At 60.6% G+C, this 26,659-nt stretch carries 30 protein-coding genes, 1 tRNA gene and 1 riboswitch; of the genes, 17 read left to right on the forward strand and 14 right to left on the reverse strand.

Features of this window, described 5'->3' with window-relative positions; all coding sequences use genetic code 11:
• Positions 1–15: 15 nt before the first annotated feature.
• The 4 genes from AC1DV9_RS05365 to AC1DV9_RS05380 all read left to right on the forward strand — a co-directional run bounded on the left by AC1DV9_RS05365 (position 16) and on the right by AC1DV9_RS05380 (position 3,070).
• The gene (locus tag AC1DV9_RS05365) at positions 16–1,125 is read left to right on the forward strand and encodes an endonuclease/exonuclease/phosphatase family protein (protein ID WP_477946567.1); all 1,110 of its coding nucleotides are present in this window, start codon (positions 16–18) and stop codon (positions 1,123–1,125) included.
• Positions 1,122–1,868 carry an NUDIX hydrolase gene (locus AC1DV9_RS05370; protein WP_477946568.1) on the forward strand — a complete coding sequence of 249 codons (747 nt, stop codon included), beginning with the start codon at positions 1,122–1,124 and terminating at the stop codon, positions 1,866–1,868. The genes AC1DV9_RS05365 and AC1DV9_RS05370 overlap by 4 nt, the downstream gene beginning before the upstream one ends.
• A gap of 65 nt (positions 1,869–1,933) precedes the next feature.
• A complete protein-coding gene (locus tag AC1DV9_RS05375) occupies positions 1,934–2,848 on the forward strand; it encodes a PhzF family phenazine biosynthesis protein (protein WP_477946569.1) in 915 nt (304 codons plus the stop codon).
• 146 nt (positions 2,849–2,994) lie between these two features.
• A tRNA-Lys gene (locus AC1DV9_RS05380) sits at positions 2,995–3,070 on the forward strand.
• Between the two features lie 90 nt (positions 3,071–3,160).
• On the opposite strand, the gene AC1DV9_RS05385 is transcribed toward AC1DV9_RS05380, so the two are convergent.
• The 3 genes from AC1DV9_RS05385 to AC1DV9_RS05395 form a co-directional block, all read right to left on the reverse strand.
• Positions 3,161–3,469 (reverse strand): hypothetical protein, encoded by a 309-nt coding sequence (locus AC1DV9_RS05385; RefSeq protein ID WP_112387071.1) that lies wholly within the window; start codon positions 3,467–3,469, stop codon positions 3,161–3,163.
• Between the two features lie 58 nt (positions 3,470–3,527).
• The gene (locus tag AC1DV9_RS05390; protein WP_477946571.1) at positions 3,528–4,244 is read right to left on the reverse strand and encodes a YoaK family protein; all 717 of its coding nucleotides are present in this window, start codon (positions 4,242–4,244) and stop codon (positions 3,528–3,530) included.
• 93 nt (positions 4,245–4,337) lie between these two features.
• Positions 4,338–4,544, reverse strand: coding sequence for a hypothetical protein (locus tag AC1DV9_RS05395; RefSeq protein ID WP_477946572.1), 207 nt, complete (start codon positions 4,542–4,544; stop codon positions 4,338–4,340).
• 251 nt (positions 4,545–4,795) lie between these two features.
• On the opposite strand from AC1DV9_RS05395, the gene AC1DV9_RS05400 reads away from it, so the two are divergent.
• Positions 4,796–4,951, forward strand: a complete 156-nt coding sequence (locus AC1DV9_RS05400; RefSeq protein WP_112387074.1) for an entericidin — start codon at positions 4,796–4,798, stop codon at positions 4,949–4,951.
• A gap of 45 nt (positions 4,952–4,996) precedes the next feature.
• On the opposite strand, the gene AC1DV9_RS05405 is transcribed toward AC1DV9_RS05400, so the two are convergent.
• Positions 4,997–5,401 (reverse strand): hypothetical protein, encoded by a 405-nt coding sequence (locus AC1DV9_RS05405; protein WP_477946574.1) that lies wholly within the window; start codon positions 5,399–5,401, stop codon positions 4,997–4,999.
• A gap of 310 nt (positions 5,402–5,711) precedes the next feature.
• On the opposite strand from AC1DV9_RS05405, the gene AC1DV9_RS05410 reads away from it, so the two are divergent.
• Positions 5,712–5,900: a hypothetical protein gene (locus AC1DV9_RS05410; protein ID WP_112387076.1), complete on the forward strand. Its 189-nt coding sequence runs from the start codon at positions 5,712–5,714 to the stop codon at positions 5,898–5,900.
• A gap of 15 nt (positions 5,901–5,915) precedes the next feature.
• On the opposite strand, the gene AC1DV9_RS05415 is transcribed toward AC1DV9_RS05410, so the two are convergent.
• The 4 genes from AC1DV9_RS05415 to AC1DV9_RS05430 form a co-directional block, all read right to left on the reverse strand.
• The gene (locus AC1DV9_RS05415; protein ID WP_112515970.1) at positions 5,916–6,152 is read right to left on the reverse strand and encodes a hypothetical protein; all 237 of its coding nucleotides are present in this window, start codon (positions 6,150–6,152) and stop codon (positions 5,916–5,918) included.
• Between the two features lie 58 nt (positions 6,153–6,210).
• Positions 6,211–6,441, reverse strand: coding sequence for a hypothetical protein (locus AC1DV9_RS05420; protein ID WP_477946575.1), 231 nt, complete (start codon positions 6,439–6,441; stop codon positions 6,211–6,213).
• A gap of 70 nt (positions 6,442–6,511) precedes the next feature.
• Entirely contained in the window at positions 6,512–7,447 is a 936-nt protein-coding gene (locus AC1DV9_RS05425) for a DMT family transporter (RefSeq protein WP_112387079.1), read from the reverse strand.
• Between the two features lie 98 nt (positions 7,448–7,545).
• Complete coding sequence (locus AC1DV9_RS05430) at positions 7,546–7,806, reverse strand: hypothetical protein (RefSeq protein ID WP_477946577.1); 261 nt, start codon at positions 7,804–7,806, stop codon at positions 7,546–7,548.
• A gap of 227 nt (positions 7,807–8,033) precedes the next feature.
• On the opposite strand from AC1DV9_RS05430, the gene AC1DV9_RS05435 reads away from it, so the two are divergent.
• From AC1DV9_RS05435 to AC1DV9_RS05465, 7 genes are all read left to right on the forward strand, one after another.
• Positions 8,034–9,470: an MFS transporter gene (locus tag AC1DV9_RS05435; RefSeq protein WP_477946579.1), complete on the forward strand. Its 1,437-nt coding sequence runs from the start codon at positions 8,034–8,036 to the stop codon at positions 9,468–9,470.
• 273 nt (positions 9,471–9,743) lie between these two features.
• Positions 9,744–10,799: a sensor histidine kinase gene (locus AC1DV9_RS05440; protein WP_112515973.1), complete on the forward strand. Its 1,056-nt coding sequence runs from the start codon at positions 9,744–9,746 to the stop codon at positions 10,797–10,799.
• Between the two features lie 13 nt (positions 10,800–10,812).
• Positions 10,813–11,364 (forward strand): DUF924 family protein, encoded by a 552-nt coding sequence (locus AC1DV9_RS05445; RefSeq protein WP_477946581.1) that lies wholly within the window; start codon positions 10,813–10,815, stop codon positions 11,362–11,364.
• 88 nt (positions 11,365–11,452) lie between these two features.
• Positions 11,453–14,041, forward strand: coding sequence for a mechanosensitive ion channel family protein (locus AC1DV9_RS05450; protein ID WP_477946583.1), 2,589 nt, complete (start codon positions 11,453–11,455; stop codon positions 14,039–14,041).
• 123 nt (positions 14,042–14,164) lie between these two features.
• Positions 14,165–14,428 (forward strand): hypothetical protein, encoded by a 264-nt coding sequence (locus AC1DV9_RS05455; RefSeq protein WP_112537680.1) that lies wholly within the window; start codon positions 14,165–14,167, stop codon positions 14,426–14,428.
• 215 nt (positions 14,429–14,643) lie between these two features.
• On the forward strand, positions 14,644–15,474 hold the full coding sequence (locus AC1DV9_RS05460; protein WP_112387086.1) for a response regulator: 831 nt from the start codon (positions 14,644–14,646) through the stop codon (positions 15,472–15,474).
• A 210-nt stretch (positions 15,475–15,684) separates the two neighbouring features.
• On the forward strand, positions 15,685–17,016 hold the full coding sequence (locus tag AC1DV9_RS05465) for a diguanylate cyclase (protein ID WP_112387087.1): 1,332 nt from the start codon (positions 15,685–15,687) through the stop codon (positions 17,014–17,016).
• Positions 17,017–17,053: 37 nt separating this feature from the next.
• Here the strand turns inward: AC1DV9_RS05465 and AC1DV9_RS05470 are convergent, their stop codons facing one another.
• From AC1DV9_RS05470 to AC1DV9_RS05480, 3 genes are all read right to left on the reverse strand, one after another.
• Positions 17,054–18,073 carry a GlxA family transcriptional regulator gene (locus AC1DV9_RS05470; protein WP_112387088.1) on the reverse strand — a complete coding sequence of 340 codons (1,020 nt, stop codon included), beginning with the start codon at positions 18,071–18,073 and terminating at the stop codon, positions 17,054–17,056.
• A 293-nt stretch (positions 18,074–18,366) separates the two neighbouring features.
• The gene (locus tag AC1DV9_RS05475) at positions 18,367–18,561 is read right to left on the reverse strand and encodes a hypothetical protein (RefSeq protein WP_112537679.1); all 195 of its coding nucleotides are present in this window, start codon (positions 18,559–18,561) and stop codon (positions 18,367–18,369) included.
• 95 nt (positions 18,562–18,656) lie between these two features.
• The gene (locus AC1DV9_RS05480) at positions 18,657–18,854 is read right to left on the reverse strand and encodes a hypothetical protein (protein WP_477946584.1); all 198 of its coding nucleotides are present in this window, start codon (positions 18,852–18,854) and stop codon (positions 18,657–18,659) included.
• Between the two features lie 65 nt (positions 18,855–18,919).
• On the opposite strand from AC1DV9_RS05480, the gene AC1DV9_RS05485 reads away from it, so the two are divergent.
• On the forward strand, positions 18,920–19,861 hold the full coding sequence (locus tag AC1DV9_RS05485; protein ID WP_477946586.1) for a LysR family transcriptional regulator: 942 nt from the start codon (positions 18,920–18,922) through the stop codon (positions 19,859–19,861).
• Positions 19,862–19,957: 96 nt separating this feature from the next.
• The gene (locus AC1DV9_RS05490) at positions 19,958–20,113 is read left to right on the forward strand and encodes an entericidin domain-containing protein (protein WP_112387092.1); all 156 of its coding nucleotides are present in this window, start codon (positions 19,958–19,960) and stop codon (positions 20,111–20,113) included.
• Here the strand turns inward: AC1DV9_RS05490 and AC1DV9_RS05495 are convergent, their stop codons facing one another.
• The gene (locus AC1DV9_RS05495) at positions 20,114–20,464 is read right to left on the reverse strand and encodes a hypothetical protein (protein ID WP_112387093.1); all 351 of its coding nucleotides are present in this window, start codon (positions 20,462–20,464) and stop codon (positions 20,114–20,116) included.
• Between the two features lie 90 nt (positions 20,465–20,554).
• The gene (locus AC1DV9_RS05500) at positions 20,555–21,553 is read right to left on the reverse strand and encodes a glycine betaine ABC transporter substrate-binding protein (protein ID WP_477946945.1); all 999 of its coding nucleotides are present in this window, start codon (positions 21,551–21,553) and stop codon (positions 20,555–20,557) included.
• A 452-nt stretch (positions 21,554–22,005) separates the two neighbouring features.
• Here AC1DV9_RS05500 and AC1DV9_RS05505 point away from each other — a divergent pair, with 452 nt between their 5' ends.
• Positions 22,006–23,460 carry a cobyric acid synthase gene (locus AC1DV9_RS05505; RefSeq protein ID WP_477946588.1) on the forward strand — a complete coding sequence of 485 codons (1,455 nt, stop codon included), beginning with the start codon at positions 22,006–22,008 and terminating at the stop codon, positions 23,458–23,460.
• On the opposite strand, the gene AC1DV9_RS05510 is transcribed toward AC1DV9_RS05505, so the two are convergent.
• Entirely contained in the window at positions 23,457–25,247 is a 1,791-nt protein-coding gene (locus AC1DV9_RS05510; RefSeq protein WP_112515983.1) for a chloride channel protein, read from the reverse strand. The two genes, AC1DV9_RS05505 and AC1DV9_RS05510, sit on opposite strands and share 4 nt — an antisense overlap.
• A gap of 222 nt (positions 25,248–25,469) precedes the next feature.
• Positions 25,470–25,860, forward strand: a riboswitch (cobalamin riboswitch).
• A 282-nt stretch (positions 25,861–26,142) separates the two neighbouring features.
• On the opposite strand from AC1DV9_RS05510, the gene cobU reads away from it, so the two are divergent.
• Positions 26,143–26,655 carry a bifunctional adenosylcobinamide kinase/adenosylcobinamide-phosphate guanylyltransferase gene (cobU, locus tag AC1DV9_RS05515; RefSeq protein ID WP_477946589.1) on the forward strand — a complete coding sequence of 171 codons (513 nt, stop codon included), beginning with the start codon at positions 26,143–26,145 and terminating at the stop codon, positions 26,653–26,655.
• Positions 26,656–26,659: the final 4 nt, after the last annotated feature.

The following is a 26,659-nucleotide window of genomic DNA, read 5'->3' on the forward strand; positions in this document are numbered from 1 at the left end:
AACCGGGAATGCCTGATGTCGCTTCGCCTTGCCACGTTCAATGTCGAAAACCTGATGACGCGTTTCGACTTCACCGGCTTTCGCAACCAGCTGCGCCAGGACCGGGTCATCCAGCTCTTCGAAGTGCGCAACGAGGGTGTCTACCAGCAGCTGGAGCAGGCGCGTGTGATTGCCTCCACCGATGACACGCGGCAGATGACGGCGCTCGCGATTGCCGATGCCGACGCCGATATCCTCTGCCTGCAGGAGATCGACAACATGGCGGCGCTGCAGGCCTTTGAATACGGCTATCTGTTCCGCATGGTCGGCAATGGCTACCGGCAGAAATATCTGGTCGAGGGCAATGACAGCCGCGGCATCGACGTCGCCGTGCTGATGCGCGAGGAGACGCGCGACGGCCAGAAGATCGAACTACGTGAGATCAAGAGCCATGCGATGGTGACCTATCGCGAGCTCGGCCTGTTCGACGACACGCTGGCGGCGCATGGACATATCGACGACAAGGTGTTCAAGCGCGATTGCCTGGAGCTCGACCTTCTGATCGGCGGCGTGCCTTTCACGCTCTATGTCGTGCATTTCAAATCGATGGGCAGCCCGCGCGATGGTCTCGACGGGCGGCAATCGACGATGCCGGTGCGGCGGGCCGAGGCGCGGGCGGTGCGGCGGATCATCGAGGATCGATTCGGCGCAGGCGCGACAGCCTCGAAGAATTTCGCCATCTGCGGCGACATGAATGATTATCAGGAGCGCGTCGACGTGATCGGAAGCCGGCGGACCGGCTACCGTTTCGAGCATCGCGACGAGACGGAAAGCGCGCTCGATGTTTTCAGCCATGACGGTTTTGCCGAAAATGTGATGCGCCGCCGCGACCCGATCGATCGCTGGACGCTCTACCACGCCCGCGGCCCGCAGGAGCAGTGGCTTTGCCAGCTCGACTATATCTGGCTCTCGCCGGCGCTTTCCGCCGCCAATAGCGGGCGCAAGCCCGAGATCATCCGCAACGGCCAGCCCTTCCGCACCGTGTTTCCGCCGGGCCAGGAGGTGGAGCGCTATCCGCGCACCGGCTGGGACCGGCCGAAAGCATCCGACCATTGCCCCGTAGTCATGACATTGGATTTAAAATGAATTCCATATTTTCTGAGGATTTTGCCGGCTGGCCGCCGGAGCAGACCGTATTTCCCGTCGCCGCGCTGAACCTTCGGGTGCTCGATGGCGAGCATCCCTACCGCGAATCGAGACGAGACGAGATCGCCGCGAACTGGAAGGCTGAAGTCGAGGCCAATCCGGCGCTGTTCGACGGGCGCATGGTGTTTCAGCACCAGTTGGCATTCGGGGAGGAGGGGCTGCAGGGGCAGGGATATATCATACCCTTCTCGACCTTCATGTACTGGCGCCGCCAGCAGGATCGCATGGGCGGCATGCATCTCTTCGCCTATCCTGTCATCGAAAGCTCCGACGGTGCGCTGGTGGCGATCCGTATGGGCGCGCATACCGCCAATCCCGGCCAGGTCTATTTCGCCGCCGGTTCGCTGGAGCCCGAGGATATCGTATCCGGTGTCTGCGACGTTGAATTCAACATGCGCCGCGAGGTGCTGGAGGAAACCGGCCTCGACCTTGCCGATTCGACGCCCGGCGAGCGCTACTATGCCAGCCGCTTCCGGCGTACGGTGACGGTCTTCCGGATGTTCCGTTTCGATCTGACCGCCGACGAGATCGTCGAGAGGATCGCGGCCCATATGCTTGTTGCCGAGGACAAGGAAATCGCCGGTGCGGTTGCTATCCGTTCGGCCGATCACGCAGCCTTTCCCTATAACGTCGCGATGTTCCCCGTCATCGATTGGTATTTCGGCAATCCAATCGAAACCTAATATCTTGCACTCGTTTCGCCGGTCGGGCAGGTTGAGCCTTCGATGACCGATTCAAGGAGGCCGATGTGGCGCGCAGCTACAGCGTCTATGACGTGTTCACCGACCGCAAGCTCGCCGGCAATCCGCTGGCCGTCATCTTCGACGGCGAGGACTTGAGCGATGAGGCGATGCAATCGATCGCCGGTGAGACCAATCTTTCCGAAACCGTCTTCGTCCAGAAGGCAACGAACCCGGCTTACAGCGCCAGGATCCGCATCTTCACGCCGGGGCGTGAGCTGCCGTTTGCCGGTCACCCGACCGTCGGCACGGCGATCGCGCTGGCCGAGCGGACACATGGCAAGGATGGAGCGCTCGATCTCGTCTGCGTGCTGGAGGAGAATGTTGGCCCGGTGCGCTGTGCCGTGAAGCTGCGCGAGGGCGAGGCGAGCTTCGCCGAGTTCGACCTGCCGCGCAAATCGCAACAGATCAGCATGCCGCTCGAAAAGCTCGGGATCGCCAACGCGCTGTCGCTGAAGGTGACCGAGATCGGCTTCGAGAATCATGTGCCCTGTATCTGGAGCGCCGGCGTGCCGTTCCTGCTGGTGCCGATCCACGATATCGGCGCGGCCAAGCGCATGGAGTTCGATCCGCAGCTTTGGGAAAAGACCGTGCCCTTCGTCGACGGGGCCTTGGCGTCCGCCTATATCTATTGCCGCGGCGGACCGAACCATTCGGCGAGGTTCCATGCCCGGATGTTTGCGAGCGGAATGGGGATCACCGAAGACCCGGCGACGGGCTCCGCGGTCGCCGCATTGTCGGGCGCGATCCATCATTTCGACCGGCTGCCCGATGGCCATCACCCGATCACCGTCGAGCAGGGTGTGGAAATGGGGCGGCCCTCGATGATCCATCTTCACATGGATGTGGAGGGCGGGGCGATCTCGAATGCCCGGATCGGCGGCCAGGCAGTGCGTCTGGCAACGGGTTCGCTCGACCTTTGATTTCATTGCATTTCAGCCATGCAGAAAAATCTCCGAATTAATCGAAGAATTTTTCCAGGGGCGCTAGACAAGGTCGAATATCCTGTTTATACGCCCCCTCACACCGCGCAGAGATGCACGGGACATCGGCGGAAACGCTAGGGAATGGGTGATTAGCTCAGTTGGTAGAGCAGCTGACTCTTAATCAGCGGGTCGTAGGTTCGAGCCCTACATCACCCACCATCTTCTCTTTGAAAAGATTAGATATATCGCTGATGACGCAGGCGGCCGAAAGGCCGCTTTTTCGTTTCTTCGGCCATGCGTCTGCGGCTGTCAGTGCGGGAATTTGTTGTAGAAAGATTCCGGATCGTAGACGCAGGCATAGTCGAGCACGCATTGCTTGCCCGTGGCGTCTCTGAGGCTCGTGGTTGCCCACTTGTCGCCCAGACGGCACTGCGACGGCGGGTGACGGAAACTGCGGCCACCGATGCCGATCCGGACGAAGACCGCCGGGTTCTGGCGGATGATCTTTGCCAGTTCCTCGCAGGAATGGTCGCGCGCCTTGACCTCGATCGCGTCGAGCGCAAGGGCTGCCGATGGCAACAGGGCGGCTGCGGCAAGCGCGGCAATCAGGATCTTCATTCTAGCCTCCAGTTCGGGCCACTGATCGCTCTCTTGCGGCCTCATCCCAATCAGATGGTTATGTTTTCGTCCCCGGCAAGGCCGCTGCCGTGCGGCCGCGCAGATAGCCGGCACACAGAGCCAGCAGGATGATTGCGAAGACACAGAAGACCATCCCGCCTGCCAGCTTGTAGCCAAGCACGCCAGCGACGCCGCCCAGCAGGAAGGAAAGGATCGTGGTGCCGTGCAGGCTCAGGCGGCGGACGGTCTGCGCCCGGTCGGATGCGGTGCTGTTGCCGATCAGAAGCGCAAGGCCGACACCGATATCGGTTGCGATGCCGGAGACATGGGTGGTGCGCACCCGGCTGCCTGATATGCGGGTCGAGGCGGCGTTCTGGATGCCCATGGTGAAGGCAAGGAGGCCGGCAATGGTGATTCCGCCGAAGGCCGATGAAGCGGTGTAGACGCCGACGCCCATCAGGAGGGCGGATTCGGCCAGCAGAGTCAGCGCATAGATATTCGAAAGCCGCCGTTGCCTGCCAATCTCGATAAACAGCGAGGCGCAGAAGGCGCCGAGGATGAACATCACGACGATGGTCGCAAAGGCGATGGCGGCACTAAGCTCCCGGATCGACAGATGATCGGAGATCATCGAGACGTTGCCGGTCATGTTCGCCGAGAAATAGTCGAAGGCCAGATATCCGGCACTGTTGACGCCGCCCGCGACGAAGGCGAGGGCGGTTGCAAGAAGCAGATCGATCTTCGATGTCCGGCTTTCGCCTTCATGGACCAGCATGTGCAGACGGCTCGCTGAAATGGCTTTGCGATTGCCACAGTCAGCCGTGAGTCTCGCTGTAGCGCAAGCTGCTAGAAATGGCCGGTAACGGCCTCAGGCGGAGAGGCGGTGGAGGGCTGCGGTTTCGCCGTCCTGGCGGTACTCCCAGCCATCAGCGGTGATCCGGCGCCATGTCGGCTGGCCGTCGCGCGTGAAGGCGCCGTCGATGGTGCTGCGCGGCGGGTAGGGTGGCGTGCATTCGTGCCAGATATAGCTGTTCGGCGGTGGCGGATTCAGGAACTTGGCCAATCTCTTGAACATGTCGGATCCCGAAGGTGGAGAGGCCCGCCGCTTTTGGGGTGAGGCGGGCCTACGAACAGGAGGCATAACGCAAAACAGACGCCTCGTTATTCTTGTAACATCCGCCGCTGAGGATTTCGCGTGACATGGCCGTGACACAGGCCTTTTCGCGGCCGCGTTGAATAAAGCGGCGCGTGCCTGCCGCGGCTATTGATTTCGGCGAGCTTGGTAACATCTTCATCCCATTGCCAGTTTTGACACAGGGGATATCGATGCCGAAATTTTCTCTCGCTTTCGTCTGCCTTTCCGCTCTCTTGCTTGCATCCTGCGGAAATACCGCCTGGGGCCTGAAGCGTGACGGCCAGGACGCGAGCCACGCGATGGACAATGCCACGCATCGCGTGCTGTCTGCAGGCGCGAAGAAATAGCGCCGTCCGCTGGCGAACGGCGCCTGATGCTGGTGCCGGATGCGGCTAGCGCAGCGGCTGCGGCGTCGGTGTGGCGACGCTGTCTTTCGGCGAAAAGATGACGAAAGCAAACAGCAGCACGCCGGCGAAGACGATCAGAGAGGAGACCGCCACCAGCGGCTCCATCGCCATGTTGCCTTCGAGCATCATGTAGAGCGCCGGGACCATCATCGCGACGCCCAGCGTATAGACATAATATTGAATCATCGCGATCCGCCGCTCTGCCTTCTTCGGATTGAGCGCATAGTAGCCGCCGAATAGCGCCATGCTGACCCAACCCAAGAGATTACAGTGCGCATGGGCGCCGATGACGGTGTGATCTTCCGATATCGCCATCTTCAGGCCAATCGATATACCGATGATGAAGAAGATAACGGCACTCTTGAAGTACAGTTCTGCTAAGCGCGGCATGACATTTTCCCTCTGTTAACCCACAGCAAGAATACCACCTGTTCCGGCATGGGAAAATCCATGCTTTGTTAGTGGTCTCGCCCTATTTTTTCTTCGAGGGAAAAGAAACCCCGCCGAAGCGGGGGAGCTGGGGAAGTGAGAGTAAAAGCGATCTCCATCGCAAGGAATGAGGTAGGGCACGGCCAGCGACAGGCCAGCCCTGGGGAGTGGAAATTTCTCGCCGGGTTATGGTTAATTTTTTAACTATATGGGCGTTAGGGTGGAACGGAAGCGAGCTGCTTGCCGTTAAGGCAGCGAACTGGAGGAAACGATGATCTTTAAAATTTTTGCCGCAAAATCGGAAGTCCAGAGCGACGATACCGGTACCTATGCGGATGGCCTTTTCGACAGCCAGCGCATCGATGTCAGCACCCGCCGCGACGGGCGCTACCGCTCTTCGCATGAGCGCGACTACGGTCCGGGCCGCAAGGTTGCAGAAATGCCGCTCGGGCTTGCCTGAGCGCTTTCTCCGGCGTCAGGCAGTCTTTTCCGTTAATGCCCGGAAGGGGAATTTCCGGGCGCATTCGCAGCGAATGATATAGGTCTCCTGGAAGTTGGAGGCCTTTTCCTCGAAGAACCCGCGCGGCATTTCATCGACCAGGAAAGCCGGGTGCTTGCGGGTCGGGTGATCGTCTTCCGAGACTTCCGCGATACCGCTGTTGCCGCATTGCGGGCAAGTGAGCTTCTTCGAAAAACGGTCGCGTGCGGCCATCTGCTATCCTCTTCAACTGAGCCGGTCATACAGACGAAATCGGCGCCGGGAAAGCCGTTCACGGCGCCGGGGCCTCGATATGCTGTGGTTTCGGCGTCGAGCCTGTGGTTGCCGGATCCGGCCACGGCGTAATTGCCACCGTTCCGGCGATGATGACCGCGACGATGGCGCCGGCGATTCCGAAGGTCCAGATCAGCCAGCTGCGGCGCTCCGCCGCGTAGATCCGCTGTTCTTCCTCTGCCGGGGAAAGCGAGGGTTGCCGGCCCTCGTCTGGTTTTGTGTCAGCCATGAAGCCTCCGTTGTTTTATGGGGAACAGGCCGCTGCCGGGATTGTTCCCCTTACGGAGCCTCAAATCGGATCAGTCGGTTGCCGCCGTGGTGACGGCGGGCGCCTGATTGTCGGTCGATACCACGGCAGTTGGCAGCGGAGTGCCGCGCTTGCGTTCGCGGATCAGCGTCAGCAGTCCGGAGCAGATAATCAGCGCGATGCCGCCTGCCATCGGCAGGTCTATGGCGTCGTCGAAGATCAGGTAGCCGAAGGCGATCGCCCAGATCATCTGGCTGTATTGCGGCGGGGCGACGAGGCTCGCCGGCGCCAGGCGAGCGGCGCTCATCAGCAGCACGTTGCCGATCGCCCCGAGTATGCCGTAGCTGGCAATGAAGAACCATTCCTGCGCGGTCGGCACAGCAATGTTGGAGATCATCAGCAGGCCGCTGACCGTCAATGTTCCGAGAAGACCGGCGCCATAGAGGGACAGCCGCTTTTCGGCCGGTCCCATGGCGCGCAGGATAACGATCGAGATCGCCGCGCTGAGGCCGCCGATCGCGGCCGCCAGATGGCCGACCGACAATTCGCGGAAGCCTGGGCGAAGGACGATCAGCACGCCGATGAAGCCGACGACGACAGCGGTCCAGCGCTGCCAGCGGACGTCTTCCTTGAGGAAGATGACCGACAGGATGGTGACGAAGGACGGAAGCAGGAAGAGCAGGCAGAAGGCCTCGGCCATCGGCAGTTTGGTAAAGGTGATGATCGAGGCGATGGCGCCGACGGCACCGCAGACGAAACGCAGCATCCAGAGCGTGCGGTTTGACGTCTTGACCATGTCGAACCAGCTGTCGTCCCTGGACTTGATGAACGGCATGACGACGAGACCGAAAGCGCAGCCGAGGAAGGCGATCTGATAGGCGGGGATGGCGCCGTGCAAGATCTTGATGGAAGCGTCGCTGAAGGCAAAAACGGCGTAAGCCGCGAACGCGACGAGAACGCCGCGGAGCGGCGAGGCAGAAGAGGGCATGATATAGAATCGCGTTTGAGAGGGATCGCACCCTCACATACGCAAGAAAAGCAGGCGCGGGCAGGGGTGACCGCGAATAGCTGCCATGCGGTACCCGGTCAGCTTGCCTCGCTGCGCAGCTGCGCTCCGTATTCGCGATAGATGCTCAGGCAATCCGTATAGCTGAGCGTGCCCTTGCCGCCATAGATGATGTGGACGCTGGGTGCATCGGTGGCCGCCTGCTCGACGACGAAGAGAATGGCGTCGCCAAGTGATTTGCCGGTGATCGGATTGTCTGTGCCGTCATCCTGGGTCATTCCTTCAACGACTGCTTCAATCTTACGGTTGCTGAAAACGGTGCGTCTGTCTTCCGGCGTCATGAAAATGTCCTCAATCGAAAAAAGTGGCGAATTGCCCTTACGATTGAAGAACGTGCGGCGAGGCGTTTTGTGCCAAGCGAACCGTCAGATGATGCAAGATTTGGCCTTTCCGGTATCCGATAACCGGCGTATGCACTGTCATCGCCCTGCCGGCTGGCCTTTTCGGCTGCTTCATGCCGGTGCTACGGAATTGCAATCGCATTGGCCACTCGATGACCCCGGCGGACATGACAGACACTAACGAAGCCGCCAGCGCACGCCAGGCGAAGATCGTGGCGCTCGTCGTCGCCGTATCCTTCTTCATGCAGATCCTCGACGGCACCATCGTCGCGACTTCGCTGCCGCAGATGGCGGCGAGTTTTGGCGTGCAGCCGGTCTCGATGAGCATCGGAATCACCGTCTACATGCTGACCATGTCGGCCTTCATTCCGCTGTCCGGCTGGCTCGGCGACCGCTTTGGCGCCCGGCGGGTGTTCCTGATCTCGATCGCCGTGTTCACTGCGGCGTCGCTGTTTTGCGGTCTTTCGAGCACCTTGGGCGAATTCATCGTTGCCCGGGCGATCCAGGGCGCAGGCAGTGCCTTGATGACGCCTGTCGGACGGATCATCGTCCTGAAGAACGCCCGGAAATCGGAGCTCGTCCAGGCGATCGCGTTGATCACCTGGCCGGCGCTGACGGCACCGGTCGTCGGCCCGGTGCTTGGCGGCTTCATCACCACCTATGCCAGCTGGCACTGGAATTTTCTCATCAATATTCCGATCGGCCTGATCGGTCTCGCGCTGGTGCTGCGCTTCGTTCCCGAACAGCGGGAAGAGGAGGCCGGGCGGCTCGATGTCCTGGGCTTCGTGCTGAGTGCTGCAGGGCTGACTTTGCTGCTGGCGGCACTTGAGTTGTCGGTGAAATGGAGCGGCGGGCTGCTGCCCGTCGCGGCGATGTTTGGCGGTGGCGTGCTGTTTTCCTATCTTGCGACGCGACATTTCCTGAAAGTGCCCAATCCGCTGCTCGACCTGTCGGCCTTCAAAGTGCAGACGTTTGCCCTCTCGACACTGTCGGCGGGTACGGCCTGCCGGGTCGCCATCAATGCGACGCCGTTCCTGCTGCCGCTGCTGTTTCAATTGGGCTTCGGCATGAGCTCGATTGCGGCTGGCGCCTATCTGCTCGTCTATTTCCTTGGCAATCTCGGCATGAAGACGGTGACGACGCCGTTGCTGGCGATCTTCGGGTTCCGTAACGTCCTTGTCGTCAACGGTCTCATCGCCTCGGGCTCGATCATCGCCTGCGGATTTTTCGGCGAGAATACATCGACGCTGCTGATCTACGCGGTTCTCTTCATTGCCGGGCTTTCGCGGTCGATGGAGTTTACGGCGCTCAACACGCTATCTTTCGCCGATATCCATGCAGCGCAGCGCAGTTCTGCGTCGACCCTGTCGAGCATGCTGCAGCAGGTGTCGATGCTGCTCGGCGTGGCGGTCGCTGCTGCCGCCCTCAACATCTCGGCTGCGAGCCGCGGCGCGTTGCGTCCGGAGCTTGCGGATTTCCGCTGGGCGTTTCTGACCATCGGCATCATCGGTGTGATCGCCTGTCTGCGTTTCATCAAGCTTCCCGATAATGCAGGGGCCGAGGTTTCGCGCCACCGGCGTTATGTGAAAAAACTGGAAAAGTGATGGAACCATTTCCGCGCGCAGGCGTTTTCAGCGCGGGTGAGTGTGTCTTCCTGAGTTTTGCCTTTCACATATTGCGCCTCTGCCGGGCTTTTCCGGGAGGCTGAGGTCTTATTGCCGGATGAGTTCGTTTGAAATCGGACAGTCGATTCAGTTGCCGGGAAGTGGAGGATTTGCCGCTGTTTACGCGCGATGATCGATGCAATACCACAATCGGGAGCAGACGATTCGGCCGACAGGCTGCCACGTTTCTGCGCGGCAGAGTCCGGAGGCGGAATGGGTGAGGTCAAAGGCGATACGGAGAAGACGATCCGTATCCTCTACATCGACGACGATGAAGCGCTGGCGATGCTCATGCGCCGGAATCTGTCGCGGCGCGGCTTCACCGTCGAATGGGCCGAAGATGGCGCGACCGGCCTGAAGCGGGTTGCCGAAGGTGCAATCGATGCCGTCATTCTGGACCATTTCCTGAAGGCCGAGACCGGGCTCGACATTTTGCCGAAGCTGATGGAGCTGCCGGATCATCCGCCGGTCATTTATGCAACGGCTTCAGGAGATACCAGCGTTGCCGTCGCGGCCCTGAAGGCCGGCGCCGACGACTATGTGCTGAAGGGAATCTCACACGACTATTTCGACCTTCTGGCGGCGGCCCTCGAGCAGGGGCTGGAGCGGGCGCGGTTCCGCCGCGACACGGCGCATGCGCAGGAGGTTATCCGCCAGCAGCGCGACCACGCGGAAATGCTGCTCGCCGAGGTGAACCACCGCATCGCTAACAGCCTTGGGCTCGTCGGCGCGCTGATCCGCATGCAGTCTTCGGTGACGACGGATCAGGTGGCGATCGACGCGCTGCAGGAAACGCAGATGCGCATCAACGCAATCGCCAGCGTACACCGCCGCCTCTATACCAACCGGCAGGTCGGCACTGTCCAGATCGATGAGTATCTCGGCAGCCTGCTCAGCGAACTCGAAGCGTCGATGCGTGACGACAAGCGGCCGCATCGCGTGGTGCTGACCGCCCAGGCGGTCAATCTCGCCACCGACAAGGTGATCACGCTCGGCTTGATCGTTAGCGAGCTGGTGACCAACGCCTTCAAGTATGCCTATGGCGACGGCGTCGAGGGCGAGGTTCGTGTCATCATCGACCATACGGATGGCCAGCTTTCCGTGATCGTCGAGGACGACGGGGCAGGGTTCGACGATGCAAGCCCGGCCAAGGGAACCGGTCTCGGCACGAAGATCCTGACGGCAATGGCCGCAAGTCTGAAATCCGAGCTCGGTTACGACCGCCAGCACCGCGGTACCCGGGCTACGCTCGTCTTTTCGATCAACTGAGCTGGAGGCCGTATTGGCAGCGATCTGTACGCCCGATGAGGTTTTGCGTTTCTGGCTGGAGGAATGCGGACGCGATCAATGGTTCCGCTCGTCCCCGGAGCTGGACTCGGAAATCACGGCGCGGTTTCGCGACACGCATCTGGCTCTGGCCGGAGGTGCGGTGGAAACATGGCGTGCGAGCCCGGAGCAGCGGCTGGCGGCAATCATCGTGCTCGACCAGTTTCCGCGGAATATCTATAGAGCGACGCCGCTCGCTTTTGCCACTGATCCTCTGGCACTGCGCGAAGCGAAGCTTGCCGTCGATGCGGGCGCCGACATGGCGATCGACGCGGCGCATCGCTGTTTCGTCTACATGCCGTTCGAGCATTCCGAGGTGCTGGCCGAGCAGGATCGTTCGGTGGCGCTGTTTGCGGCTCTCGGCGATGAGGAATATGCAGATTATGCCCGGCGTCACCGGGAGGTGATTGCTGCTTACGGACGCTTCCCGCATCGGAACGCCATTGTCGGGCGCGATTCCAGCGCGGCAGAACTTGCGTATCTGGCAAAGCCCGGCGCAGGCTTCTAACGGCGGATTTCGACTTCCGCCTTTCTGTCGCCTTTCTTTGCTATAAGAAGCGGCCTCATCGATAAAAGCGAATCCTGCGGGGATTATTTTGCGGCTCAATCATTTCCTGCTTCGACCCTTCGTACTCGTGGCGCTGACGCTGGCGACGCTCGTGCAGTCCGTGGGTGTGCCGCTGGCGCAGGTCACACAGCCCGCTGCTCCCGCCGTTTCCCAACCGCAGCCGGCACCCGCGCCTGCACCCGCCGCAACTCCGGCCCCGGCCGCAGATGCGCCGCTTGCCAATAGCGGCCTCGATCAGGCGCTGAAGGATATCGAGGCGGCGAAGAAGAAGCTTGCGGCCTATCAGGAGAGCGCCAAGGTCAATTCTGACAATGACGACGGGCTGGTGACGCTCTCCGGTCAGGTCGACGAGCTCGGCCGTGCCGTGATCGCTACATCCGTCGGCCTGCGTCCGCGCTTCGATCAGATCAAGAACCGCCTTGCCGAAATCGGCGAGCCACCGAAGGACGGGCAACCGCCCGAAGCCGAGATCGTCACCAACGAGCGCAACGCGCTGACCGCCGAACGGTCGCAGATCAACGCGGTGACTGGTGACGCCGAGAACCTCTCTATGGCCGTCAACAAGCTGATCAACGAGGTTGCCGAAACCCGCCGCCGTCTGTTTGCCGCAACGCTGCTGCGCCGCACCGATGTGTCTATGTCGGTCCTCGACGATGCCGGCAGCGCCTTCCTCACCGAGATCGGCAAGTTCAACGACGCCATGACCGGCTGGATGGTGTTCGTCTGGAAGTTCAAGCGGTTGCCGCTGTTCACCGCGCTCTTGCTATCGCTGGCGACCGCGCTGATCCTGTTATCAGGAGGCTACCGGATCTTCGGCGGCTACCTGAAGCGCGATGATGGCATCGAGCATCCGAGCTATATCAGCCGCCTGTCGATTGCCTTCTGGGCAACGGTGATCCGCACCTCGTCGCTGGCCGCGCTGCTCGTCACGTCCTATTTCTTCCTCGACAGTTTCAATGTGCTCCGGCCGGATATTGCCCCTGTGATTGCCGCGCTGTTCGGTGCGGTCGGGCTCATCTATTTCGTCCGGCGTTTCACCAATGCCGTGTTTGCACCGCGCGAACCGCATTGGCGGCTGGTCAGGCTTTCCAATCGCGGCGCGCAGTCGATCGGCGCCTGCCTGCTGGCCATGGCTGTCGTCAACGCGCTGGATTATCTGTTCGGCAGCGTCAGCGAGGCGATGGGATCGCCGCTGGTTCTGACGGTGGTGCGCAGCCTGATCGCCGCGATGATCATCGGCCTGATCCTGATTGCCGCTTCTTTCGGACGGCCGATGCTCGCCCGGGGCGGCGATCCGGATGCGCCGGGCCGCCATTGGCCGCGCGGCATGGCGATCATCCTGAGGGTGCTTGGCGTCGGCCTGATCGTCACCGCGCTGACGGGCTATGTTGGCCTGGCACGCTTCGTCGCAACCCAGCTGATCATCACGGGCGCGATCGTCGTCACCACTTATATCGGCCTGCTGTCGGGCAAGGCGATCTCGAAGACCGAGACGTTCGGCGATACGTTCATCGGCCGCTTCCTGAGCCAGCGTTTCAAGCTGGGGGCGGTTGCCATCGATCAGGCGGGTCTTGTGGCAGGTCTTGCGATCTATGCCGTGGCGTTGATGACCGGCATACCGCTCGTGCTCCTTCTCTGGGGCTTCCATATCCAGGATCTCCAGCAGATCGCCTACAGGCTTTTCACCGAGGTTCGCCTCGGCGGCATCAGCATTTCGCTTGTGGGGATCTTCACAGGCATCCTGCTGTTTGCCGGCGGCTATCTTGTGACGCGCTGGGTACAGCGCTGGCTTGACGGCAATGTCATGGCGCGCAGCCATGTCGACATCGGCGTGCGCAACTCGGTCAAGACCGGCATCGGCTATCTCGGTGTCGGCGTTGCGGCGATCGTCGGCGTCTCGGCTGCTGGCATCGACCTTTCGAGCCTGGCGCTCGTCGCCTCTGCCCTGTCAGTCGGTATCGGTTTTGGCCTGCAGAACATCGTCTCGAATTTCGTTTCCGGCCTGATCCTGCTGGTCGAGCGGCCGTTCAAGGTCGGCGACCACGTCGTCTCAGGCACGGCCGAGGGTATCGTCACGCGCATCTCGGTGCGCGCCACCGAGATCGAGACCTTCCGCAAGCAGTCGATCATCGTGCCGAATTCGGAGCTGATCAATGCCGCGGTTGGCAACTGGACGCATCGCAACAAGGTCGGCCGTTCGGAAATTCCGGTGTCCGTCAGCTACAAGGCGGATCCGCAGAAGGTGATGGATATCCTCTTGGAGCTGGTGAACGCCGTACCGCAGGTGCTGCGCAATCCGGAACCGCATGTGGAGTTCCTGCGCTTCGGCACCTATTCGCTGGATTTCGAACTGCGGTTCATGCTCGCCGATATGGGCGACGGCCTGAAGGTGCGCAACGGCTTGCGCATCGCCATCCTCAAGCGGTTCAGGGAAGAGGGCATCGAGATCCCGCTGCCGCAGAGCGACATCACCTATCATCGCGAGAATGCTTTGCCTCCGGCGCCTGCGGCAAAGCCGTTGGTGGAGGAAAATCTTCAGGATAAAACGTCGAAGGATGATGGTGGCTCCGTCCGCCAGTTGCGCGGCAAGGCCGCCGATGGCAGTCTCAAGGGGTAAGGGGTCTTATTCAGCGGCCATTCACGCGCCGCTGGCTATAAGATCCTGGCGATCGGGTTTTCGCTGCTGGGGGCAGCAGCGCCGATAAGCCCTTGGGGAGGGCGCCTATAGGCGCCGTTGTGAATGGCAAGACTTGCCGTTGGACTGCTTCTTTCCCTCTTTGCCGCCGCAAACGCGTGGGCGGCAACCGTCACCAATACCGATCCCGCCGCCGTCGTGGTTGTCATCACCGAGGGCGGGAACAAGGTCGAGATCGTCGTCGATAGCGGCGCTTCCGAGACGCTGTGTGCGTCCGGGTGCTTCATGACCGCACCTGATGGCGACCGGATCGGGCTTGATGGCGGAGAGACGATCGACATCGTCAAGGGCTCGGCCGTCATCAAGTAGCCGGTGACTCACATCTTGGCCGCGCAGAGCTGCGGTTTTTCGCAGCCTGACCGGTATGCTTGCGCACGATCTCTTAATCATAAGAATAAGAAAGCATTTGGCGCGATCTGCAAGAACTTCCGGGCGGGTTTTCCGGGTGCCTCGATTAATCATTATTCAAATGAATTGATATATCTGTCTCATCCAGGGACACATTTTCATTCAAAGGTTTTGCTATGTCGTTTTTAGGTATTTCGGGAATGCAATATTCCGGCGAAATGTTTGCGGGTGCGCGTATTATTCTCGCGGAAGATTCCAATGTCTTCACATCGATGATCAGCGCCCGGCTGAAGGAGCTTTTCGATATCAATGTTGAGGTCTGCCGCAATTTCGAAGACCTCCAGCTGGCCTATGACAAGTCCTCTGACCCGATCACGCTGGCAATCTCGAACATCAATCTTCCCGGCGCCGAAAAGGGTGAAGCGCTCGAATATCTGGTGGATCTCAGCATCCCGACGATCGTCTTTACCGGCACTTTCCACGAGGGCCTGCGCGACGAACTGATGGCCAAGGATATCGTCGACTACATCCTCAAGGACAATGTTTTCGCCGTCGATCTGCTGGCCGAATCCATTTGCCGCTTCCTCACCAACAAGCGCCATCACGTGCTGATCGTCGATGACAGCGCCACTGCGCGCGCGCTGCTCTCCAGCCGCCTGAAGCGCTATAATTTCCGCGTCAGCGTTGCAGAAAGCGGCGCCAAGGCGCTTGAGATCCTCAAGGCCAACCGCGATATCGGCCTGATGGTCACCGATTACAACATGCCTGACATCGACGGCTTTGAACTGACGCGCCGCATTCGCGCCAGCATCGGCTCCCACGAACTGCGCATCATCGGCGTCTCGTCGTCGTCGAACCGGTTGTTGTCGGCGCGCTTCCTGAAGGCCGGCGGGAACGATTTCATGCTGCGTCCGTTCATCGACGAGGAGTTCTATTGCCGCGTCAATCAGAACCTCGACACATTGCTGCAAATCAAGACGATGAAACGGGAACGGGCGGTTGCCTAAGACGAGTGATCCTGAGCCGCGGAGTACGAAAGGTCCCCGATCGACGCGGGGACCTGTCGCCGTTGTTAAGAGACTTCGAATTTCTGCAATTTCAGGTTATTTTGAGCCTGTTCTGCCTCTTCACCCAATTGGGTGTGTCCGCTATCGTCCAAGCTGTTATGGGGACAGCCGATTCGGCTGCTCCAGGCGCCGCGGGGAGTAAGGGACTGGATGGCTTTTCAGGCGGATTTCAATCGGGATAGTTCTGTGCCGCGTTTTGGCGGTCATAAAATACTTCTGGTTGAAGATTCCCGGATGTTTTCTGCCGTTTTGTGCCACCGCTTTCAGACCGAGCTCGGTCTCAACGTCAAGACGTGCCCTTCGCTCAAGGCGCTTCAAGAAGCGCTGGCCCAGGATCCGCATGGCTATACGATGGCCGTCGTCGATCTGAACCTGCCGGATTCGCCCTATGGCGAGGCGCTGGATTGCGCCATCGAGCACAAGATCCCGGCCATCGTCTTCACCGCCACCTTCGACATTGCGACGCGCAACCGGATCATGGAGCGCAACGTCATCGACTATGTGCTCAAGGACAACGAGTTTGCGCTCGACAACCTGGTTGGCACCGTGCGCAGGGCAATCCTGAACCGCAAGACCCGGGTTCTCGTCGTCGATGACGTCCAATCCGCCCGCCAGGTCCTGGTCGATCTGCTGACGGCGCAGCAATATATGGTGGTCGAGGCGAATTCCGGACTTGAGGCGCTGGCGGCGCTGGAGGCATACAGCGATATCGAGCTTGTGGTTACCGATCATCATATGCCCGATATGAGCGGCTATGAGCTGACGCGGCGCATCCGGCACCGGTTCGGCTCCGACAAGATCCGGGTGATCGGCGTGTCGTCATCGAATGACAGGATGCTGTCGGCGAGCTTCCTGAAAGCCGGCGCCAGCGACTTCGTCTACCGTCCCTTCGTTGCCGAAGAGCTGCAGTGCCGGATCGCCAATAATGTCGAGACGCTGACGCAGCTGAAGCAGTTGAGAGCTGCGGCGGCCTGCGATTATCTCACCGGCCTCTACAATCGCCGCTATTTCTACGATTCCGGCCCCAAGGTCGTGAACCAGTGTCTGCGCCAGAAGGCGGTAAGCTCGGTTGCCATCCTCGACATCGACCATTTCAAGCGGCTGAACGACACTTATGGCCATGAGATCGGCGACAAGGTTCTGATCGCGGTCGCGGCGCGCCTGGCAACGATCTTCGAAGGCAGCGACAATCTTCTCTCGCGGCTCGGCGGCGAGGAATTCGCGATCCTGTTTCCGATGATGGATTCGCATGCCGCCACGAAGCTGTGCGACGAAGTCCGATCCGATCTGTCGCGGCTGAAGGTATCGGCTGATGACGAGGAGCTGTCGGTCACCGTTTCGATCGGCGTTGCCGAGATTGCCGGCTACGAAAGCTTCGAGAACTATCTGAATGCTGCCGACCAGTTTCTCTACATGGCCAAGCACAAGGGCCGGAACATGGTCTATTCGGATGCCCGCATGACGCAAGAAGCGGCGCAATAGACGCCGCTTCGCATTTTCGATCTCAATCGTTGGGTTTTCAGGCTGCCAGCGCCTGACGCGCGGTCGCCATCGTCATCTTGCGCTCGGCGCGCTCCTGCTGGGGCGAGCGGTTGTAGAGTTCGCGATAACACTTGGAGAAGTGCGAGGCGGAGACGAAACCACAGGCGACGGCCACTTCGACGACCGGCATCGACGACTGCACCAGAAGATGGCGGGCGCGATCGAGGCGGATCTCGAGATAGTAGCGGGCAGGGGAGCGGCCCATTTCCTGACGGAACAGGCGCTCGATCTGGCGGCGCGAAAGACCGGCGCCATCGGCGATTTCCAGGAGCGACAGCGGCTCGGCAAGATTGCCTTCCATCAGTTCGATAATCGAGAGAACCTTGGCGTTCTGGACGCCGAGGCGAGCGCGCAGCGGCAGGCGCTGGCGGTCGTGCGGGCTGCGGACGCGGTCCGTCAGGTGCTGCTCACAGATGCGGTTGACGAGGCTCTCGCCGAAATCCTGGCCGACGAGGTTCAGCATCATGTCCAGCGAGGCGGTGCCGCCGGCACAGGTATAGAGATTGCTGTCCACTTCATAGAGGTCGGCATAGACCTCCGCCTGCGGGAAGGCTTCGGAGAAGCCCGGCAGGTTTTCCCAGTGGATCGCGCAGCGCTTGCCATTCAGGAGCCCGGCCTGAGCAAGCACATGCGCGCCCGTACAGAGACTGCCGACGGCGACGCCGCGGTTATAGCTTTCGCGAAGCCAGGCATTGACCGACTTGTTGTTGAAATCCTCGACATCGATGCCGGAACAGACCAGCACCATGCTCGGGCGGTTCTCGCCGCCGAGATGACGGCGCTCTTCGGCGAGCGATGAATTCGCCTCGACGCCGATGCCACAGGACGAATAGACCTTGTTGCCGTCAACCGAGGTGAGGCGCCACGTATAGGCCTGATAGCCGAGCATGCGGTTGGCAATACGCAGCGTGTCGATCGCCGCCGAAAAGGGCAGCATGGTGAACTGGGGAACCATAAAGAAGACGAGAGAGCGCTTCTTGGTCAGCATCTTGTTCATGAGCAAAATCCATGCTGGAGGGCGATGCGCTATTGGTGCGTGGAATGCGTCGCTTAGATGTTCTGAAAGCGACATTCGCATGGAAATCTGCGGCTGATAAGCGCTATTTTGCGACATGCCACGCTAAGCGGCCTGCCAAATGCGCGACGGCTTCGTCAAAAGTCGCAAGCTGAAACTGATTTCAAATATATGCGTCTGAAATTCAAGATTAAATTTCACCAGTCCGGAAACGATGAGGGCGGCGCTGCCATTGGCAGGGCGCCGCCCTCACGCTGGGAGGTATGTCGCATTCATTACATATCCTTGCGGTCATCCGCTGCTTCTGCCGACGGATAGCCCACGTCCTTGCGGATGTCGAACGGCATGGATTCGATTTCGCGTGCTGCCTGCCACTGGTGCCATGCGTGCGACGCCTTATGCAGAAGGGTGCCGACGTCGAAATGCAGGCCGGATGAGCTCTTGCTATCCCGATAGGTGATGGTGGTCATTTTCCTTGTCCTTTGATCGTTGAGCGTCTTGCGCCCGTTACCTGATATGGGCTTTTGGTATCCATCAATCAAACGAATAGATTTTATGGATACCATCAGTTTTGTTGAAGGTCTTTCGCATCATTTCGCGTTCGGCAGATGCGGAAGCGTATGTAGGGATCGACATCGGCGATCAGGTGGTGCGGCAAGGCCGTCATCTGACGCATGGTGTTGTCCCATGCGGCCCGCTGGATCTGCCGCGAACGGAACGCGAAGAAGGCGTCGATTGCAGAATGGACGGTGTCAGTCATCATGGCCTCCTCTTTGTCTATCAGCCATGAGTGAAATATAAGGTTCGATTGACTTTCAGCCAAACGAAATGATATGGTGCTTAAGATCAGAAAAATTGAAAGATGCGCCGATGACGATGCCCTTTCGCAGGCCAATCCCGCTTCTCGATAACGATGTTCTGCGCACCTTCGTGGCGATCGCGGAAACCGGCAATTTTTCGACGGCCGCCGAAGCGGTGTTCAGAACACCCTCTGCCGTCTCCATGCAGATCAAGAAGCTCGAAGAGCAGCTCGGCGCGACATTGTTCCTGCGCGACGCCCGCTCGGTGACGCTGACGCAGCATGGCGAGCTGTTGCTGACCTATGCGCGCAATATCCTGGCGCTCTCTAACGAAGCGGTTTCGCGCTTCATCATGCCTGAGCTCAGCGGCGTGGTGCGCCTCGGCGCGCCCGAAGATATCGGCGAACGGCTGCTGCCGAGCATTCTCAAGAGTTTCGCCGACAGCTATCCCGGCATCATGGTCGATGTGACCATCGACATGAGCATCGGGCTGAAGAAGCGGATGGAAGAGCAGCGCCTCGATCTGGCGCTCATCAATTTTGCGACCAGGCCGTTCCCGACCGGCGGCGAGATCGTCTATCGCGAGAGGCTGGTCTGGGCCGGCGCCAAATGCGGCACGGCGCACCGCAAGGAGCCGCTGCCGATCTCGATCTGGGAAGAGGGCTGCATCTGGCGCCACGAAGCGCTGTCGCAGCTTGAGCGCAACAAGCGGCCCTATCGCGTTGCCTATCTCAGCGGCCATACGATGGCGCAGAGGGCGGCTGTGGTTTCCGATCTGGCGATTGCGCCGCTACCGCGCTCCTATGTCAGCGACGATATGGTGATCCTCGGCGCGCAGGAGGGCCTGCCGGAGCTCGCCTCCTTCGAGATTCGCCTTCTGACGGCGTCGCAGCTCTCTGGTCCGATGCAGGCGGTTGCCGACAGCATCCGCTTTGCCTTTGCTGAAAAAGCGAAGGCTGCGGCTGCCTAAACCATTCTGGCGTGAACCTTTTTGGCTTTGATGCGTTTATCGGCCGGAGCGGCGTTCGCCGCTTCGGAGAGGTCATATTTTCAAAGGAATTCCAAGATGACGACCACAGCCAAAATCGGCGCTGCCCTCATGCTCCTGCTTGCTCTTTCGTCCTGCGGCAACACGATCCGCGGCGTCGGCCGCGATACGGCCAACGCCGTCAATGCGACACAGGATGCCGGCCGCTCTGTCGACCGGGCCGCACGCCGCTAATCAGATCTTGGCTGCCGGATAGGCCCTTTCAAGGCCGCCGGAGCGCACCAGTCCCGTGCGGAAGGCCTCATAGGCCGGATGCTGGCTGGACTTGGCGGCTTCCATCAGGCGGACTTGAAGGCGGTCCGGAGCGGCCGAGCCGATCCATTTCCCCGTCGTCTCAAGCTTCAGCGAATTGAGAAACCGGCTCTCGGCCGATTGATCGAGGTAGCGGTGCAGGCCATCGACCAGATTGTCGTCCTGTGCCGCATTCTCCATCAGGAGCTGGAGGTATGACTTGTCGGCATCGCTGCTACCGGCAAATTTCTGGGCAACGGTGTCGCGATCGGGAAAGGAAGCGGCGGGGGTCATTTCAAGCACCTGCAATATCAATGGGCGCAGCCTGGCTGCGTTTTCGTTGTCGAAGGCATATCATGACGGCGCTGGCCTTCGCGAAGCTTGCTAAAGCGCTCGTTTCACCCGGGCCGCCACTTCTTCGGGCACCCAGAGGGTCCAGAGCTCCGGGTAATTCTGCAAAAAATAGATGGCGGCGTTGCGGCTGCTTTCACCGTTTTCATCCTGCCATGCCAGCACGTCGTTGATCGTGCCGTTGTCCCATCTGCGCTTGCGAAGATAATCCATCGCCGGACCGGCGCGGTCTGCGAATAACCTTGTGGTGACGGTGAAGGCCTGGGATGTCGGATAAGCGTTGCGCTCGGGCTTGGCGCATCCGGGGACGGAGGTGCAGTTGTCCCACTCTGCCTGGTCGAAGGGGACACCCATCTCCAGCCGCACCATCTCGTATTTTCCGGCGACCGCAGTCGGCGCCCAGTAGTAACCGAGCCAGCCGCGCTTGTCGGCAAAGGCATCTGCAATCGATGCATCGAGCGCCCGCGGCGTTTCAGCTCCTATGAGGTCAAAGCCTTTCTCTTCTGCATGGAAGGCATTGTAGATGTTCTGCGTCGAGATCTTGCAGGCCCAGCCGGTTGGGCAATTGAATATCGCAGCCTTGTCCGTCGATCCGTCGCCCGGAAAGAGATCTGGACGGGCGAGGGCGTTTTCCAACGTCCTGATGGATGGGTTGGCGTCGGCGACGAATTTCGGGATCCACAGACCTTCGACCGCGCCTTCCGAGAGGATTTCGGCGCCTTCGACAAGGCGGCCGGCGGTGATGGCATCGTCCAGTTCGGTCTGGACGCCCTTTACCCAGAGTTCTGGCGCGACGTCCGGCGTCGATTTTCCGTTCATCGAGGCGAAGGTTGGCATGGTGTCGCCGGGGACGATCTTGACGTCACAGCCATAGCCGGCTTCGAGAATGATCCTGTCAAAATTCGCGGCGATGGCGGCCGAGCCCCACTTCATCTCGGCAATCGAGACGCTTCCACAACCGGATGCCGCGGCCGAGGTCGCGAACGCGCAGACAAGGGCGGCGAATAACAGCATTTTTCCTGCGGTCTTCATCTGCACATCCTTATTTCCACTCAGGATTTTTAAATTTACAGATGCTAGCGCAGAAAAGGTTGCGGTCAACTTTCCGCGGTTGAACTTTTTTGGCCTAAAACATTGATTTACAATAGCTAATATTAGCCAGCCCTGTTGCCTGTGATCGGCCGTTTCAATGATGCGGCGCACACGCCGCTGCCAACAAAAGTTCAAAAAAGGTCAAAATTCATGTTTGCTTAAGGCCTCAATAACTCTCCGGTAAGGATGTCGCGTTATCAGTGTAGCCACGGCGGGGGACAAACCGCCGGTTCTCCGGATCAGGTTTTGCGTCCCGGAGAAGACGAGTTTCGCCGTGTATGGGCGAATACGCCAGAGTTTACGGCAAACCGCGCGGCTTACTGCCTGCGCGGTTTTCGTGTTTTTGGCCCTGCCGTTGACTGCGCGAGGCAACGCGTTGTAGGCCTCGTTCCATGACCAGAGCCATCATGCTGCAGGGAACAGGATCGGATGTCGGCAAGACGGTGCTCGTCGCCGTGCTCTGCCGGCTGGCGGCCAATCGCGGACTGACGGTGCGGCCCTTCAAGCCGCAGAACATGTCCAACAACGCAGCCGTTGCCGACGATGGCGGCGAGATCGGCCGGGCGCAGTGGCTGCAGTCGCTGGCTGCGCGCACGCCGTCATCTGTTCATATGAACCCGGTGCTTTTGAAGCCGCAATCGGAGAACGGCAGCCAGATCATCGTCCAGGGCAAGGTCTGGGGGCAGGCGAAGGGGCGTGACTATCAGCGTCTGAAGCCGCAACTGCTGGAATTCGTGCTGTCGAGCTTCGCCACGGTTTCCGAGGGCGCCGATCTGGTGATCGTCGAAGGCGCGGGATCGCCGGCGGAGATCAACCTGCGCCCGGGCGATATCGCCAATATGGGCTTTGCGACAAGGGCCGGCGTGCCGGTCGTACTGGTCGGCGATATCGATCGCGGCGGCGTCATCGCCTCGCTTGTCGGGACACATGCGATCCTCGACGACACCGATCGGGCGATGATCTCCGGCTATATCATCAACAAGTTCCGCGGCGACGTCTCGCTTTTCGACGAGGGGATTGCCGCGATCGGCCGTTATACCGGCTGGCCGTGCTTCGGCGTCGTGCCCTGGCTGAAGGCGGCAGGCGGGCTGCCTGCGGAAGATTCAGTCGTTCTTGAAAAGCTGGCGCGGGGAAGCGGGGCCGCATTGAAGATCGCCGTCCCCGTTCTGCCGCGGATTGCCAATTTCGACGATCTCGACCCGCTGAGAGCCGAAGACGACGTCGAGCTGATGTTCGTGCGTGCCGGGGAGCGTCTGCCCGAAGACGCGGCGCTCGTCGTCTTGCCGGGCTCCAAATCGACAATCAGCGACCTTGCCGATTTTCGCGCCGAGGGATGGGATCGCGATCTGACCGCCCATGTCCGGCGCGGCGGCCGGGTGATCGGCATTTGCGGCGGTTACCAAATGCTCGGCCGCAAGGTGCACGACCCGCTCGGCATCGAGGGCGGAACGGCGGAGGTTGACGGGCTCGGCCTGCTCGACGTCGAAACCGTAATGGCGCCGGAGAAGACCGTTCGCAACAGCCATGCTGTTTCTGCCGAATACGGTACGCCGCTGTCAGGCTATCAGATCCATCTCGGCGTGACCGAGGGCCTGGATTGCAGCCGGCCGTCGGCCGTGGTGGACGGTGCCGCGGATGGTGCCGTATCTGCGGATGGACGTATCGTCGGGACCTATCTGCACGGCCTGTTTTCCGGCGATGCCTATCGCAGCCGGTTGCTGCAGAGTTTCGGCCTTCAGGGCGAAAGGCGCAACTACGCAGAGAGCGTCGACCGGGCGCTGGATGCCGTTGCGGCGGAGCTTGAGGCGCATCTCGACGGCGACTGGCTGAACCGGCTGCTTGGCTAGATTTCTCCGGAGATTTCGCGGCGCCGCCGGTCGAGCTCTTCGCTGTAGCGGCGCAGCGTGTGGCTTTCGCTGAGCTGTCCGACGACCTTGCGCTCGATCAGATTGTTCAGCACGGCGAGCGCTTCGCTCTCGCTCTTGTCGAAGATGGCAGCTGCCTGCTTGGCATTCATCTGCGGCTGCAGGAAATCGTTCTTGTAGCGAACGAAACTCTCCAGCCCCTTGCCCTCGTCGTCAGTGGCGATCGGATTCGCATGAATTTCCGGCACCAGCACCAGACCGGCATATTTGCCTGTGTCATCGACGAGGATGACGCGTTGCGTGGCGCCGGCGGGAAAGGCCTTCTTGAATTCCTCGACAGTGGTTGCGGCATTGGCGGTCTTGACGTCGGCGCGCATCAGCTTGTCGACCGTCAGATTGCGGATCCAGCCGACATCATGGGCGCTGCGGATGCTTTCGCCGCGCAGGTGAAAACGCCAGGTGGCAAAGGAGTAGCCGAAGGTGGTGCGCACGACGAGCGAGGACGTGATGACCGCGGCGAGCACCAATACGGTGATCGGGAAGTCGCCGGTGATTTCGAGCGCCAGAAAGGTCATCGTCAGCGGTCCGCCGATGATGGCGACGGCGAGTGAACTCATGCCGACGACGGCGTAGACTTCGGGTGTCAGCGAGGCATGCGCAAAGAACGGGGCGGAATAGGCAAAGAGCTTGCCGAGCAGCGCGCCCATGAACAGCGATGCAAAGAACAGGCCTCCCCTGAAGCCGGAGCCGATCGATACCGCGGATGCAAGGGACTTCAACAGCAGGATGCCGACAAGCGTCGGGATCGCCACCTGATGCGCCAGGTTGAGATGCAAGGCGCCATGCCCAGCCGACAGCACCTGTGGAGAGATTGTGGCCAGCAGGCCGACAACGATGCCGCCGAGCGCCGGGCGTACCGGCGTGGGTACGGAACTCTTGCGGGCCAGTTCCTCGACAAAGGAAACGCCCTGCATGATCAGGATGCCAGCACCGGCGCAGCAGGCGCCAAGCAGAATGGCCGGCACATAATCGGCCGGCACCACAGTGCCGAATCTGCCTACGTCGATGGTGAAATCGTTGCCTGCGAGCAGCCGTGCCACCAGCGTCGAGAGCAGGGCGGAGACGACGACAGGTGTCAGCGAGACGATGGTATAGGTGCCGATAATCAGCTCGAACGCGTAGAAGGCGCCGGTTAGCGGGGCATTGAAGGCGGCGGCGATGGCGCCTGCCGCACCGCAGCCGAGGAGGACGCGCAGATCGGCGCGGCGCAGCTGCAGCTTCAGGCCGAGCTTCGAGGCCAGGCCTGCCGCCAGCTGCGTATAGCCGGCCTCGAGCCCCACCGATGCGCCGAAGCCGTTGGAGATCAGGTTCTGGATGGCGACGATGATGCTGTCGGTTAGCGACAGGCGGCCGCCATGCAGCGCATTGGCCTCGATCGGGTCGACCATTGGCTTCTTGCGTGTCCTGCTGAGAATGAAGAGCAGCAGGCCGAGCAGCATGCCGCCGCAGACCGGTGCCAAAAGCAGCAGCAGCTTGTTGCTGATATCGGAGGAGCTGAGACGATCGACATCGCTGATGCCGAAGATGAGGCTGTGCATCTCGCGGGAGATCAGGCTCATGCCGGTGACCGCGCAGCCAGAGATGACGCCGACCGCGCCACCGGCGAAAACCATGCCCATTTCGTTCTGGCGCGCCAGCGCGCGCAGCCGCGCCAAATCGAATTTGAGATGGCGCCGCGTCAGGCGGCCGATATCCGTTTTCGTGAGCATGATGACAGAACTAGGCGACGGGAGGAAGGATCAAGGAAGCAGGCTTTTCGCGCCGCATGATTTCGCGAGCAATTGCAGCAAAAGCGAGGCGGCGGCAAGCGAAATATGCCCGTAAGTCAATGAATTTAATAGACTATCTGTTTGGTAGACTCAGTCGTGTTAAGATGCGGCATTTTCCATTGTGTCAGGCTCGATTGACTTCGCACTGCCGCACGCCTAACGATGAAATCAATAACGGATGGTTCCGGAGCGGTGATTGCCGCCCTGGATGAAAAGGGAATGTGACGGGGCGGACCCAAACCGGGCGTCTTCATCACAGCCGACCCCGCGACTGTAGAGCGGTCAGGGTCTTCCATCCGGTGCACCGGCACCATTGCCTGATCGCCGCATTCCGCGGCAGGGCGGTGGCTCAAGGACACCGGAAAAGCCACTGGAATGCATCGTGATCAGCAGGGGCTGGACGCCTCCATTTCTACGAATCGTCCGCCTTTTCACGAGAATGCAGCCGGGAAGGCGAGGAAGATCCGCTGGCACGATCAGGGATGGCCTTGCGCCATCCCTGTCGGGGCCTCGAACCGCGAGCCAGGAGACCTGCCAACCGTGCCGGGCGAAGAGCCCACCCAAGGGCAATCCTGTCCGCTGCCAGCACGGAGGTTGTCATGGCTGAAACACGAATTTGCATGCCGTTACGTGCGGCCCTGAGGATTTCCCTCATTCCTGTGCTTGTCACAGGAATCCAGCGTGCCCAAGTCCTTGGGCACAGAAGACTTATTTCCTTGCTGCTAGGTTTCATTCACGGCGCAGACGCGCCGTGGCTGGATTCCTGTGACAGGCACAGGAATGAGGGAGGTGGGTGTGGCGGACGCCAATACGCTGATGCCGGAGCCATCCTCACATGAACAGCACCACCTTCGTGCTCGGCGGCGCCCGTTCGGGAAAATCCCGTTTCGCAGAGCAGCTGATCGCCGATAGCGGCCTCGAGCGCCACTATATCGCCACTGGGCGTGCCTGGGATGACGAGATGCGGGCGCGGATTGCCGCCCACAGGAACGATCGCGGGCCATCCTGGACGACGCATGAGGAGCCGCTGCAGCTTGTCGAGTGCCTGTCGGCCATCGACGGCGAAGGGCGGGCGATCCTTGTCGATTGCCTGACGCTCTGGGTCACCAATCTGATGATGGGCGAGCGGGACATGGCGGCGGAATCTGCTGCCCTTGCCGCCTGGCTGCCGAAGGCCAAGGCTCGGATCGTGCTTGTTTCCAATGAAGTCGGCCTCGGGATCGTGCCCGAGAACCGGATGGCGCGGGATTTCCGTGATCATGCCGGGCGGCTGCACCAGATGATCGCGGCCGCTGCCGCGGACGTGTATTTTATCGCGGCAGGGCTGCCGCTGAAAATGAAGGGTTGAAGTT

It is taken from the genome of Rhizobium sp. 01L410 (assembly GCF_056400165.1).